Genomic DNA, 14404 nt, shown 5'->3' on the forward strand with positions numbered 1-14404 from the left:
TACTACATAGAATGTTTTAAAAAACTGAGGTAAATTAATATTAAATTTCAGCTACCGTATCTTCCAGTTCCTGGTACCACGCTTCGCCGTACTTCCTTATTAACGGGGCCTTTAAGAATTCATGAACGTGTACTTTAAGCTCATTGCCGAAGCTGCAGGCCGGGCTGCAGATGCTCCACCTGTCATAATTTAATACATCAAACTCGGGGTATTTGGTGATGCGGATTGGATAAAGATGGCACGAAATTGGTTTTCTCCAATCGATAACGCCTTCTTCATAAGCCTTTTCGATAGCGCATTTGGTAATACCGCCTTCCCAAATTACATAAGAACATTCTTTATTTACGTCAACACAAGGGGTGGTATAGTCGCCTTCAAAATCGGTTACATAGGTGCCAACTTTCTCAATGGTTTGGATGCCTTTGGCTGTCATATATGGTTTAACCTTTGGATAAATCTCATCCAGGATATTCAGTTCGTCATGATTTAACGGCGCGCCCGAGTCTCCCTCTAAGCAACAGGCTCCTTTGCACTTACTTAAATTACAAACAAAATTCTCTTTTACTACGTCTTCATGTACCAAAACACTGCCAACCTCTATCATTGTATTATTATTATTTATTTTATAGGATTAAGGGGGTATTTAAGTCCGCGGGCATCTGTAAGCTCCATAGTTACACTGCCTACAATAAGCCCCACATTTGCTTTTACAGGGATCCGGTTATTATCATCCGTGATCCATAAATATAGCTTGCTGTCTTTTTTAAAAATGCGGCCGGCTATAATTGTCGGATTAAACTTAAGACAATTAAACTTGCCTATAGCGCTGCTCACTACTTCTTTACCCACATAGGTAATACCAAGCGTATAAACTCCGTCCTCTAAAAAATAAGGTAATTCAAATTTATCGCCGATATGGATCTTTGAGATATCGAGCCCGCGCGCAAAGTAATAGGCAGATACAAAATCAAACACTTTGCCTTTTGACGGAAAAACGCCCTTGTCGGCGGTTATTTTACCGGTTTCATGATCAAACTTTACTTTATCGGTATGCCTCCAGCTACCCTCGCGCCTGTTTTCTGTATACAAATAAGGAAGCAGGGTGCTACGGTCAATATAGCTTTCATAGCGGTTACGCACTTTATAAAAGAAATCAAAAGTACCCGCTGTTTTGCCATCAGCAATAATGTGATAGGTAGGGTGCCCGTCAATTCGCTCACCGTCCTCTACCCTGAGGTTACCTTCGGCCCCGGTAAAGAAACCATATTTAAACCGGTAACTTAGCTGTTCGCCCGCCTTAAAAACCGGTTCATTAACATCTTTTAATTCCTGCCCAAAAGCCGTATTTAAAAATATTACAGAAAGTATAAATGTAAAAAAGTATCTGTTCATCCGCTATTTGTACAAAAGCAATTCATTAATCTCTTTTTTTATAAATAGGCACGGTTGAGCAGGGTTCGCCAAACATTAAACTTTTAACTACAGGTGTAAGCTTTTTTCCAAGCTCTACGTAAGCCGATACCGGAACATCCACATCGCCACAGCCCTTTATAACCAGGCGCTGATCGCGATATTGTTCCACATCCAGCTTAGCCAGCTCTTTTACATATAAAACTGTCTCCAGGGTCTCTAAATCGCCAAATACCACTTCGCGCGCATAGGGCGCCATTCTGTTAGCCAGCAACAAATAAGCCCAGGCAGGTACAATAGCATCTGCCGAGCAGGTAAGCGCTACGTTTTTGTCCTGGTATTGGCTCCAGTCATGTTCTTTTACAAACTCCCTCAAGTCCTTTTCGCGCAATATCAGCTCTTGAAACAAATTATCTTTAATATCATAAAGCACACGTTCGCCGGGAGTATAAAAAGCCGCCGGGTCTAACGTAACCAAACCGCTCTGGGCAACCTTATTCACAAAATTTTCTTGTATTTCCATTTTGCTGTTAAATAAAAATCCGGTATAACGAATTATAAACGTTATACCGGATGCAAAATTACTTTAAATATTGTCTACAACAGCTTAGCTCTGTTATCTTTTACATTGTCCTTATCTTTTAAAGCTTCAAACAGCTGCCCTTCGGCACGTTGTAACAATGCATTAGCTACCTGTTCTTTCTCTCTCAGCGCGTTAGTAAGCGGCGCCGGCGTGATAAAGTTGTTAACTACCAATACATATACGCCCTGCTGGCCTTCAATTGGTTTTGATATTTTATTAAGTGGCAATCCAAACACGGTACCAATTGCTTTGTACTCGGCTGACGAACCCGGGATAACCGGGTTGGCAAAAACAATATTTTGAACCGGCACCACTTTAGTGCCTGCGCGTTGCGCAATCTGCTCAATTGATGTAGCGCCAGCCGAAGCTGCTTTAAACTTCTCAGTCAACATTTTGCCTTTTACCGCCATTAATACGGCAGGTTTGATCTTTTCTTTAACCAAATCAAGCGGCAGGATGCCTTTTGGCTTAATGGCGGTTACACGGGCAACCACATATTGGTCGCCAACGGTAAATACCTGGTCAGATATATCGTTTTTGTCTGATTTAAATACCCATCTTACTAAGTCACGGGCATCAATCAATCCCGGAAGGCTTGCTGCTGTTCCCTGGATATCCTCCGCTTTTTGAACAGATAAACCTGCTTTCTTAGCTTCGGCATCAAAATTATCTTTTGTCAGCGAGATCAGGAATGCCTGCGCTTTGCTGTAAGCGGCTGATTGCGTATTGCTGCTGGCAGATAATGCCTTATCAACTGTTGCAACCTTAACTACTTTTGACGATCCTTTTTGATCTTCTATCTCCAGCAGGTGAACACCAAACTGCGATGTAACTATTTTCAGGTCTCCTTTTTTACCGTTAAATGCGGCATTTTCAAAAGCTGGTACCATTGCATTGCGGCCAAAAGTACCCAGCTCACCACCTTTAGCTCCTGAAGCTTTATCGATAGAGAATATAGGCGCCAATGATGCAAATGAACCTTTACCGCTCTCGATTAATTTTTTCAGAGAATCTGCCCTTGCCAATGCTTTCTCCATACTTCCGGCTTCAGTTGGCGAAATTAAAATGTGTCTTGCTTTTACAGAATCCGGGCTCATACGCTCATCAACCAATTTAGCCAGCTTATAGCTACCGTTTGACAGGTAAGGGCCGTAAATAAAGCCAGGCGACTGTTTAAACATGATGCTGTCAATCTTGGGGTCAAGCTCACCTTTATGCTGGTACAGCAACGGCGCTTTTGTTTCTGAATTTATCTGTACAAACAGCGAGTCATCTTTGGTCGAAATAAATTCGGGCAGCAATTTGTTTAACTGCTGTTTTATAACGGCCGAGTCGGCAGCTGAAGGCGCCGCGTTAAAACTCACATAGTTGATGCTTCTTAATTCCTGTTGATTTTTAAACTCGCTTTTATGCTCATCATAGTAACTGCTATAGTCGGCATCCGTTAAGTTAACTTTACTGTCAGGTACAGAAGCGTATTCCAACAGCGCGTATTTAAAGTTAGCCAGTTTGTTTTTGGCTTCGTAATTATCTTTGGCCTCTAACGAGTTTACGTATAATCCATTAGTTACCAAAGACATATATTTCTCGGCTTTTTTAGCGTCGATCAAATCAATTACAAATTGTTTCCACCGTATTTTTTGAGGATCATCATCTCTTAAACCTTTAATGCCATTAATAGCATTGGCGACGCTTGATGGATCAAACTTCCCGGTCTGCGGATCAGTAAAAGCCTGTACTACCCGCGGGCTCGGATTAGAGCCGGTTAACATAGATTGTGTTTCGTCACCTTCAACAGCTAACCCTAATTTATCCACTTCTTTTTTAAAGATAGCTTTACTTACAAACTGGTTCCAGGTGTTTTCCTGGATATAGCTTGTAATTTGCGGCGTAATCCGGCCCTGGCCGGATTGCTGCTTAAATTGCGTCGTATTTTGCTCAACGCCGGCATTAAATTCATCCAGCGGGATCTTTTCGTCGCCTACCGAACCAACTATATTATTATCACCTTTAAAAAAAGACCCTCCACTTTTAATCGCTTCCGTAGCAATAAAAGCAAAAAGCGAAAGCCCAATCACACCTGCAACAATTTTACCCATTCGGTCGCGCAGATAACCCATTATAGCCATATACTTATTCTTATTTTATTTAAATTTCTATCTTAAAAAGAGGGCGCAAGATACAACTTTTAGTAAAAATATATCATACAATTTTTTACAACAAAATGACGCTATTTTGTTGGCATGTCTGATACATTAAATACACCTGTTGATTGCTTCATAACTGGATACTGCAATTTGTCATCACTCGTGAAATCTATCCCATTTAAAACGTCGCCGCCGGCCATAACAATTTGCACCGGTTTTGTTGAATACATGGTTTTTTTAAGCTGATCCCAGATCAGCTCTTCAGATTTAAAAGTATCGCCCTTGGCTGTTGTGTAAACTACATGATGATAAAATTCAACGCGTTTTTCCACATCACGGTACACAGCCGAATCGGCAATGATATTACCATCTTCCTGGGCATTGATATCATAAAAAATGACTTTTACCCCCTTGGGCATTATATAGTATGGCGCCGCTTCGCTGTAGCTGTAGTGGATCATTACAGGGGTATTCATCTTCCCCTTAACTATGGCAGAGTCGCTGTAAATTATTTCCACACCCTTGGTGGTGTCAATGGGCTTGCTGACGTATTTTGCCGATATCTCTTTGATCTTATTTAAATCGTTCTCGCAGGCGCTTAAGAACAGCATGCCGAAAAGCAATCCCGGTAAAAATAAGGCTGATACCTGTTTTAACCGATTATGTTTCATTTAACTAATCAAATTTATAACGCTGGAACCACTTATCATTAAGTGTAAAACCTAAACGAAAGTTTACATAATTTTCTTTTACAAGACCATTATTTAAAGTTCCGCGCTGACCCAGCTCGGCAGAGAAATTCAGTTTATAAAAACTGGTATTGGCGCCTCTAAGCGGAACACCCAGGCCAAGCGTAACTGCTTTTGAGGTTATATTTGTAAAACCATCCCCGGTTGCGTTTGGCACGTTGTAGTAACTTTTATCTACTATAAACCCTAAACGATAGTCTAACGTAGCCAAAGAATTATGCAGTGCGTTAATATTAGGTGTATACTGGCCGCCAACGTTAAGGGTATGCGAATTAACCGTACCCGGGTTTACGCCATCCACACGCAGATCTGCCCATTTGCCAATGCTATAATCGGCACCTATTAAAAATTTAAGATCCTGCTGATAGGAAAAGCCAAAATGATGAATTTGTGGCAGCTTTATTTTTGACGAGTTGTTTTGCTGATTAATAACCGAATCTACATCAACATTCTTGTTTCCATCGGTATCAAACGTATAGTGGCTAACAATATAACTGCTTTTTGAGTTAAGCTGTGATCCGGCTGAACCCGAGTAACCAAAAACAATGTGCCTGGTTAATGAAAGGTCAACTATATACTGCGCACCAAAGTCATAACTAACACCACCCACCGCATTGTTGCGCTCAACATTGGTATTTAACGTGCCAGGCAACTGCGGCATTTCTACCTGTTGGTTATGTTTTAAATTACCAAAGATATAGGATACGTTGGCACCCAACAGCAAGTTACGGCCTATGCTGAAACCGTAGCCTGCATAAGCTTTGGTTAAGCCGCCTTCGCCACTGTATATATAGTTAATTGCATTAGTATCAACCGGTGAACCGGTACCAAACCCTTTAACTGATTTGGTATAGTTATAACCTACCTGGCTGTAAGGCATTAACCCGAAGCTTAATGCTGATCTTGAAGTTACAGGGATTGCAAACGCCAGGTGGCTAAGCCTGAAGTTAGAGTTTTTTTGTGTTGACTGCCCTGTTTGGCTCAATGAAAGTGAGCTTACCAAAACACCGGCATCAATGGTGGTAAATGCTATAGTGGCGTAGGAAGCAGGATTTTGCGGGTTGATACTCATGTACCTGTTTATTGTATTGGTACCTGTAGAAATACCACCCATGGCCTGGTTTTGCGGCAATATCATTGGTGTAAGGTCACCTAACCCATACTGCGTATAAGGCGAACTTGTGGTTGCCGTTGTCTGCGATTTGGCCTGGAATGCTAAAACTGCAAGTAAAAATGTTATAAAGAGCGTCGTATATTTAATCATTATGCTTTTGTGTAGCTGCGTTTAATCCTTTTAGAACCAAGTGAGGCTCATTTTTTATATAGGGGGCAAAGATGCTATTTTTTAACAGGGTATCAAAAAAAATACTGTCGCCACCGGTTAGTATAATATTTAGTTGTTTTTCGTCATGCACATAGCTTTCAATGAAGCCATTTAACTCAAATTTAATCCCGTTCTGCACGCCCGATCTGATAGCGGTTTCTGTATCATTCCCGCTGTTGCTTTTAAAGTCCGGATCTTGTTTAACAACCGGTAAGCCGGCAGTGTAATGGTTAAGTGCATTATAACGCATATTTAAACCGGGTGATATGCTTCCGCCAAAATAATTTCCGCCGGCGTCAATCCAATCATAGGTTATACAGGTGCCCCCATCAATTACCAGATTGTTTTTATCGGGATATAAATGATTGGCGCCAATAACAGCAGCCAGCCTGTCTAACCCAAGTGTTTGCGGGGTACGGTAATGGTTATGGATCCCTGTGGTCATGCCGGTATTAAAATAAATTAACTGCACTTTCTGCTTCAGTCCGGATTCCCATGCTTCACTGTTTTTTTTTACTGATGATATAATGGCCTTATCAACGGCATACCGGGTTAAAAAAGTATCCAGTATTTCAGTATTGAGCGTTGTATAATGTTCTGTATAAACTAATTCGTCCTGCTCAAATATGGCTGCTTTAGTGAGAGTATTCCCTATATCGACAACCAAATTGGCCATCAGGCTTTTACCATTGATAGTATAGATTCAAAAATCGCAAGCCCGTCCTCGTTGGCCAGCAACGGATCGGCAGCGCGTTCAGGATGTGGCATAAAACCAAAAACATTACGGTTAAGGTTAGTGATACCCGCTATGTTTTCAATTGATCCGTTTGGATTTGCATCAGTTGTAATATTACCTGCTTCGTCACAATATCTAAACAATACCTGGTCGTTATCATTCAGCGCTTTTAATATATCGGCCTCGGCAAAATAGTTACCCTCGCCGTGCGCAATAGGGATTTTTAACGCTCTTTGCGGATCAATCTGCGCGGTGATCAATGAATTAGCCGTTTGCGGTTTCATATAGATGTTACGGCAAATAAACTTACGGTGATTATTATGCAACAACGCGCCGGGCAATAAACCGGCTTCGGTTAAGATCTGGAAACCATTACAGATACCCAGCACGTAGCCCCCGTTATTGGCAAATTGAATAACCTGCTGCATGATTGGAGAAAAACGGGCTATAGCGCCTGAACGTAAATAATCGCCGAAGGAGAAACCGCCCGGCAGCACAATAAACTCGGCGCCTTGCAGATCATGATCTTTATGCCAAAGGCGAACAACCTCCTGGCCCATTATTTTTTCTAATACGTGGATAATATCCTCATCACAATTAGACCCCGGAAATATTACAACTCCAAATTTCATCAGCTATAAGTTTAAAGTGAATATCATAGCTGCACAACAGCCGATGATACTTTCATGCTACAAATCTAATATAACAGCCGAAATTTGAACGAATGTAAAAGTTAAAAAGTGTTAAACTGAAAATAAACTATACCTAGCACCAGTATAAAAAACAAACTTTCATAAAACCAACGGGCGCTGGCATACAGAAAATAATAGGCAAAAAACACACTGACCGGTATAACACACAATAAAAAATGCGTTAAACTAAACTGAGCTTTTACATAAAACGACAGCCCGGTTATTAAAAAAACAACAAACAGTAACTGGAAAGATTTACGAACCTGTACATAACTTCTGAAAAATATCTGCCTGATTTTTATCGCCCCTAATATAAAAATAAGGATTACAGGGGTCAGCACCAGGTAGTTATAGGAGTTGATATTAACGTGGGTTGGAAATTTAGTGGTTAACGGTGTCCAGATGGTATAAAATATGGATAAATTACCGCTCAGGTAATAGGCAACCGCCAGAAAGAAAAATATGGTAACGTAGCCCATTACACCAATTATCCACTCGCGCCAGTTAAACGGCCTGAAAAGAACTAAGGCCGCCCAGATAACCAGGAACAAATAAATAAAGGGGAAATAGATTAATGAGCCCAGGGCCACTATCATCCCCAGATCATACGTGGTTGATTTAGCGTCATCACCCTTATAAAGTCCGAATAGTTTGTAAAACATCCATATCAGCAAAAAATTACAGATAAGCGGCGGGCTTAAAACCAAAAAAGGCGTAAACAAACCAGACATCGTGATATACATTAAAGCGGGCAAAAAGCTTGGCTTGCTTAATAAAGCATATTGATTTACCAAACGGTTTACCATTAACGCCTGTATAAACACCAGTACCCCGGCCAGGAAAATATTAACTACCGGCGGGAAAGCATATTGATAAGCGCCGGGGGCAAGCAGCCTGGCAAATGGTTCAAGATAGGTAAATTCTAATTTTGACGGGGCATTATAGGCGTAGCCGGCCCGCAATAAAAACAATAAAATGCCCAGCCATAAAATATTAATTGGGTTATAGGACCTGAACACATTTATCATGACTGCAATATTAACGCAAAAAGAGGGGATGTTAAAACCTTTTTGTTATTGTTGTGCGGGTTCATACCTACCGCGCATACCGCTTAACTATATCATGAACAATCTGTGCGGTCTCGTCGGGAAAGTTAACCCATACCCTATCCTCGGCTTTTATCCAGCTATTAAGGTGATTTACAAAATTTTCATCTATAGCGTGCAACACGGGTACGCCAAGTTTTGAGGCGGCCAGTGCGTTACATTGCTGTTCGTATTGGCCCTGCATGGGTATCATCATTACCTTTTTTTGCAGGAACAGAGCTTCGGCAGGCCCTTCAAAACCACCACCGGTAAGCAGGCCATCGCAACTGGCAAGGCTCACGTTAAAACCTTCGTTATTAACCGGGATCACCTGTACATTGCCGTCTGTATAAGCAGTTTTTTGCCGTTTGGAAAATACGTGCCATTGTACATCGGTGGTCTGGTTTAAATATTTGGCCAGTTTTTTATCATCATAAGCCGGCAAATAAACCGTGTAATGGCCCAGGTTGGTTGTCTGCAGATTACGGATCTCGCTCCGGATCACCGGGGTATGAATAAAATCAGCATAGCGCTGAAAATGAAAACCGACATGGTGGGTTGTAGGCGAATAGTTTTTAAGCAGCCAGGCCCCATAATTAAACATGCCTGCATGTGCGCGCGGTGTATTTGGCGACACAAACGAGCATTGGTGGCTTAAAGAAACCGACGTCACCTTTTGCAGTTTGCAGGCCCAGGCGCTAACCGGCTCAAAATCATTAATGATCAGGTCGTACTCTTTTAGCGGCAGGCTGTGCATATCGCGCCACATTTGCGGCAGGTTCATTATTTTATAAGTGGCCCATTTATCAACCCCGCCATTGGTGCCAAACACAAAGCTGATGCCGTGGAATTTATATTTAAGGGGTTGCGCCAGGGTAACTTCCGCTTCGGTGCCGCTCACCAGCAGGTCCAGCTCGCCATATTGTTGCAGCAACGGAACAATCTCGCGCGCTCGGCTGATGTGCCCGTTCCCTGTTCCCTGTATGGCGTATAATATCTTCATTATAATTGCGGGCCAAGATAATAAAGATAAATGCTTGACAAAAGTTTTACGACGCTTCCTGCTTAAATCTTTCCAACAATAAATTCACATCCAGTTTGGCGTCAAGATCCTCGGCGTCAGTTTTATCATCCTCATCAGCATCGGTGTTGAATTTGGCGGGATCATATTTAAAGATCTCCCATTTCTTATTATGATACTCTAACGCCGACAGGCTCTCCACCCAGTCGCCGCTATTCAGGTACAATACCGTACCCGGGCTGTCGGTAGCGGTCATTTCCCTTATTTCGGCCTGATGGATATGGCCGCATATTACATATTGGTATTCTTTAGCCACAGCCAGGTCGGCAGCGGTTTGTTCAAACTGGTTGATGAATTTTACGGCATCTTTAAATTTAGCCTTTACCTTTTGCGAGAAGCTCATTTTTTGCCGGCCCATAGCAGTTAAGAACCAGTTGGTAATGCTATTTAGCAAAATAAGGGTATCATAACCTATGGCCCCCAGTTTAGCCAGCCATTTGGAGTGCTGCATGGTAACATCAAACACATCGCCATGAAAAATCCAGGCTTTTTTTCCGTCGATGTTTAATACCACCTTATTCAGCAATTTGAATGAACCCAGGTCGAAATCAGCAAATTTGCGCAGCATTTCGTCGTGGTTACCGGTTAGATAATATACCGGGATACCTTCGGTAATAAATTTCATAATACGGCGCACTACTTTCATGTGTGCTTCAGGCCAATAGCTTTTACTGAACTGCCAGATATCAATAATATCGCCGTTAAGAATAAGCATTTTAGGCTTTATACTTTTCAGGTATTTAAGCAGCTCTTTGGCATGACAGCCATAGGTACCCAAATGCACATCGGATATAATTACGATATCAACTTCGCGTTTTGCCATAAAAATAGGGGGATAAAGTACCGCCCGGTAAATGTATACCGGCTTACATAACAGAAAGAGATGTCCAAACCAATTAACACCAATATAATATCAATGGGGTATAACTATCAAAACTATCATTGATAGCATTACAAAAGTAGCCCAACTATATTACTGTATTGTTAAGATTGCATTAAGTATTAACTATAGTAACTGGTTTAATTAAACCTTTTGCATGGGATAATCCATCCGCAATTAGCTGCATTTAAAGAATAAAAAGCAATGAAATTGGCGATAAATAAGAGAGAACTACGGCCGGCCCGGTAATTTACCAGATACATTAGGAGAATGAATAGAGCGAAATTTTATTCTTCGCCTTCCTCTTCATTAACGGTAAGTTCATATGGACTTAAATAAAATAAACCTACCAATAGCAGGAGTATTATTACAACCATATACGCGTATTCAAAATGCATGATAACAGGTTTTTACAAAGGTGGTTAATCTATATTATTTTATCATTAAGACTGCATTAAATATAAAAGGTTTCATCAGATTGAAAATTTATTTTTTATCCGCTCAATTTGCTTTAAATGATGATTTAAATGCACCAGTATAAACCTAAACCATTGCTGCGCATTCAACAGCCCAAAGCGGGAGTGTTTAAAGCGGCTGAATTGTTTAGCGTTATATACCTTCGGAGTGATAACATCCACTCTGTTGCGGCATTTTATAAGCAGATTGCGTGCTTCTTCTTTGGTTAATTTCTTTACAGGGATTTGGGCGCCTTCTTCGGTGGATTTTACCTTCGGCATGTAGCCAAATAGCAGTGCAAACCTGCCCACAAGTGTAAGACCCTTTTTAGTTGGCTCGCAGGTGCCGTTTGCGCAACGCTCGGCAGCAATGGTCGAGCCTATTGTAGCCTGCAGGATATGCGAGTATACCTCGGCAAAAGACCATCCGCCGTTGGGCGGCGTCGCTTCAAACAACTCATCAGGAATGGTATCTAACTGGTTTCGGTAATTATCAAGTGCGGCATCAATGGCTCTGCGCGCTCCGGCTATTTTCATAGCATTAAAGTTAGCTCTTTTAAATCACTGATCTGCATTTTTACCGCATCAGGTTTGGGGGCATTAAACGGGTTAAAAAACACGGCATCCATGCCAAAGTTTAACGCTCCCAGCACGTCGGCTTCCAAACTATCGCCTACCATCAGGCTTTCGTATTTGGTTGTACCGGCCAAATTAACGGCGTGTTCAAATATCGCTTTATCGGGTTTATTAACACCAACCAGCTCTGATATGATAACATGGGTAAAATATTTACCTATCCCGGTGCCATTGATCTTTATGTCCTGAGATTCTTTAAATCCGTTGGATATCAGGTGCAGCGTATATTTTGACTGCAGATAAGCCAGCGTTTCGTGCGCGTTGGGGAACAAATTAGTTTTAGTTGGGCAGAGCTCTACATACGCGTCCTCAAAACCATGCGGAATTATATCGGGGTGTACGCCTAAATCAAGAAAGGTTTGTTTAAAACGTGCCTCACGCAGGGCCTCTTTAGTAATATTGCCTACATGATATTCGCGCCAGAGGCGGTGATTGTTTTCCGTATAGGTTTCAATAAACACATCGGCTGATGTTAAGCCTATGTCTTTCAGTTTATGAATAACATAGAGCTCATGCAGCGCTTCTTCGGCATTTTTATCAAAATCCCAGATGGTGTGGTCGAGGTCAAAGAAGATGTGCTGGTATTGTTTCATTGTAATTTTATCTGAACGAGTAAGCCAGGCTACCCCGCTCTTCATTGCGTGCGTGCCTATCCTTGTTAAATTTCATGGCCATTACCGCCTCCTCTACTTTATGTATAAACACCCGGTCGCGAACGGTAGTGTGCCTGCGGTCGGCTGTCGCCGATATTACATTACCGTTTTTATCTATTACAAAATCTATAGCCACAGTCCCGTAAGCGTGACCAAGATGGTTTATAGAAGGCTGCATGGTAATGCTTCTTCCGGCCGGCACTTTTACATACTCTTTTTTCGGTAGTTTATCGGCAAATACACTTACCGAACCTGCAATTAGCGCGGCTGTAATTAATGTTCTGATTGTCTTTTTCATCGTGATGTGAGTTAATATTGGGTATAACCCATTATCAGTACTATTGTTTAAAACAATAACAATCCTGGCAGTTGAGACAATACCGGGATTACTTATATGCACCTAACTCCGGAGGGAACCATTCTTTGTGTCCTTCAACCTGTTTCTTGGCTACATAAGAAACAGGGATGCGCCACACCTCAAAAAATCGTGATAAGTTGCTGTTGGTTGCTTTGCAAAGCGTAATAAATCTGAAGTCGATTTTTTGTTGGGCGGTTTTTGGAAACTGGTCTTTTGGGGTATTGCGATAAGCAGCATTAACTGTTTTTATAGCATTCCAGCCAAAAGCGTCAATGATCTGAATGTACATAGCCAGGGCCAGGAAAGGGTCTTGTGCCCATTTGTTATACCCGGCATCAGGCGAGCTTATATAACTCATAATTTTTGCAATTACTTCCTGGCGGCTTTCCATACCTTCATGCTGATAAATGCCTTTGTGCAATACTTTATCGTACACATACATCGTATACAAATTCACGGTAACTTCCTGCGTTGCCCCATCTTCAAACGGCCAATACTGGTGCCTATGGCCCAACTCATGAAATGTGCCCCATGAACCGTGCGAACGGATAAACTGTTCATTGAGCATCCATTCGCAACTTTCATCATCAGGCGACACGATCTTATCAAGTGTTGTGAACATATAACCGTAAGCCACATCATTATCAATAATGATACGTTCATGATGCATGCGTTTTTGGGGCATGGCAGCAAGGTCTGCATCGGCATTCATTACCTCATCCCAAAATTTCATCAACTTTACCGGGTTATCCAATTTTCTTATCCGGTATGATGGCACTGTAAGAACGATGTTATCAGTAGCCAACTCGGCCCATGGACCGGGATTATTGCGAATGCTGAGGTTCCAGTCTGCTTCGCTGGTTTCACCGAGTTTAAAATAAGGAGCCTTTACCGCACCTTTTACATTTAGGGTGACGGTTTTTAGACTGGTGGTGTCAGCAATGTTTATCAGCAGTAATCCGCCGTAAGGCGAATAAACATCAACCTGTTTTGCATCCAGTCTGAAGGTCACGGTCAGATCAAAAGGAATACGTTTAAATTCATCCAGGTGCGTAACATCATCATTATGCACACCAATTTGCGCCCTAAAATATTGTTTAATATCGTTATCATTAATTGTAATGGTTACCTTCTCGCCTGCCGGCACATATAAACCAGTGCTATGCGCACGATAGTAGACAGACCCGGGATCATTAAGTGGCTGCGTTCCCACCTTAACCGGGATAGTAACCGTTTGATTAACACGCGTCGCGTTGGCCGGCACATCGCCTGGAAATATTTTATAACCTACCGCTTTGGCTTCAGGATGATGGTCAAAATCCTGTAACAGGTTATATTCGCGATATCCAATTTTAGTGGCCCTTTTTAATTCAGGGGTATTATTTAATACTGGTTTTGAAGGCGATGGTACGTGCAAACTATCCACATGTGTAAGTAACTTAGACGCGGTGCTTTGCGCTTTTAAAGAAAAAGCACCCGTAATTAGCAATAAAACACAAGTTAATATGCAATAAGATCTGCAGGCCATTAAGTAAGTTTTTGGTAGCATAAAGAAAAGCAATAAAAGTTTAAGCTCGTGCAAAGGGAATAAACATTAACTATTTTTAACAATCCA

General features: G+C 41.7%; 15 protein-coding genes. All 15 read right to left on the reverse strand.

Annotated features, from left to right (window positions below):
* Positions 1-40: 40 nt before the first annotated feature.
* The 15 genes from LJ658_RS09805 to LJ658_RS09875 all read right to left on the reverse strand — a co-directional run bounded on the left by LJ658_RS09805 (position 41) and on the right by LJ658_RS09875 (position 14317).
* A complete protein-coding gene (locus LJ658_RS09805; RefSeq protein ID WP_230546320.1) occupies positions 41-604 on the reverse strand; it encodes a DUF3109 family protein in 564 nt (187 codons plus the stop codon).
* Between the two features lie 14 nt (positions 605-618).
* Positions 619-1392, reverse strand: a complete 774-nt coding sequence (locus LJ658_RS09810) for a DUF3108 domain-containing protein (RefSeq protein ID WP_230546321.1) — start codon at positions 1390-1392, stop codon at positions 619-621.
* Positions 1393-1417: 25 nt separating this feature from the next.
* Complete coding sequence (locus LJ658_RS09815) at positions 1418-1933, reverse strand: DUF2480 family protein (RefSeq protein WP_230546322.1); 516 nt, start codon at positions 1931-1933, stop codon at positions 1418-1420.
* Between the two features lie 74 nt (positions 1934-2007).
* Positions 2008-4122 (reverse strand): peptidylprolyl isomerase, encoded by a 2115-nt coding sequence (locus tag LJ658_RS09820; protein WP_230546323.1) that lies wholly within the window; start codon positions 4120-4122, stop codon positions 2008-2010.
* A 101-nt stretch (positions 4123-4223) separates the two neighbouring features.
* On the reverse strand, positions 4224-4811 hold the full coding sequence (lptC, locus tag LJ658_RS09825; RefSeq protein ID WP_230546324.1) for an LPS export ABC transporter periplasmic protein LptC: 588 nt from the start codon (positions 4809-4811) through the stop codon (positions 4224-4226).
* Between the two features lie 4 nt (positions 4812-4815).
* Complete coding sequence (locus LJ658_RS09830; protein WP_230546325.1) at positions 4816-6153, reverse strand: hypothetical protein; 1338 nt, start codon at positions 6151-6153, stop codon at positions 4816-4818.
* Positions 6146-6889, reverse strand: coding sequence for a type III pantothenate kinase (locus LJ658_RS09835; RefSeq protein WP_230546326.1), 744 nt, complete (start codon positions 6887-6889; stop codon positions 6146-6148). The genes LJ658_RS09830 and LJ658_RS09835 overlap by 8 nt, the downstream gene beginning before the upstream one ends.
* Positions 6889-7581 (reverse strand): phosphoribosylformylglycinamidine synthase subunit PurQ, encoded by a 693-nt coding sequence (gene purQ, locus LJ658_RS09840; protein WP_230546327.1) that lies wholly within the window; start codon positions 7579-7581, stop codon positions 6889-6891. Before purQ ends, LJ658_RS09835 begins: the two co-directional genes overlap by 1 nt.
* A gap of 101 nt (positions 7582-7682) precedes the next feature.
* Entirely contained in the window at positions 7683-8669 is a 987-nt protein-coding gene (locus LJ658_RS09845; RefSeq protein WP_230546328.1) for a DUF6427 family protein, read from the reverse strand.
* A 67-nt stretch (positions 8670-8736) separates the two neighbouring features.
* Positions 8737-9729, reverse strand: a complete 993-nt coding sequence (locus tag LJ658_RS09850; protein ID WP_230546329.1) for a glycosyltransferase family protein — start codon at positions 9727-9729, stop codon at positions 8737-8739.
* 46 nt (positions 9730-9775) lie between these two features.
* Positions 9776-10630 carry a UDP-2,3-diacylglucosamine diphosphatase gene (locus LJ658_RS09855; protein ID WP_230546330.1) on the reverse strand — a complete coding sequence of 285 codons (855 nt, stop codon included), beginning with the start codon at positions 10628-10630 and terminating at the stop codon, positions 9776-9778.
* A gap of 530 nt (positions 10631-11160) precedes the next feature.
* The gene (locus LJ658_RS09860) at positions 11161-11679 is read right to left on the reverse strand and encodes a DinB family protein (RefSeq protein ID WP_230546331.1); all 519 of its coding nucleotides are present in this window, start codon (positions 11677-11679) and stop codon (positions 11161-11163) included.
* On the reverse strand, positions 11676-12371 hold the full coding sequence (locus LJ658_RS09865) for a YjjG family noncanonical pyrimidine nucleotidase (RefSeq protein WP_230546332.1): 696 nt from the start codon (positions 12369-12371) through the stop codon (positions 11676-11678). Before LJ658_RS09865 ends, LJ658_RS09860 begins: the two co-directional genes overlap by 4 nt.
* 7 nt (positions 12372-12378) lie before the next feature.
* Positions 12379-12729: a hypothetical protein gene (locus LJ658_RS09870; protein ID WP_230546333.1), complete on the reverse strand. Its 351-nt coding sequence runs from the start codon at positions 12727-12729 to the stop codon at positions 12379-12381.
* Between the two features lie 88 nt (positions 12730-12817).
* Positions 12818-14317, reverse strand: coding sequence for a M60 family metallopeptidase (locus LJ658_RS09875; RefSeq protein WP_230546334.1), 1500 nt, complete (start codon positions 14315-14317; stop codon positions 12818-12820).
* Positions 14318-14404 lie beyond the last annotated feature (87 nt).

This window comes from Mucilaginibacter sp. UR6-11 (assembly GCF_020880695.1).
Classification (GTDB): Bacteria; Bacteroidota; Bacteroidia; order Sphingobacteriales; family Sphingobacteriaceae; genus Mucilaginibacter.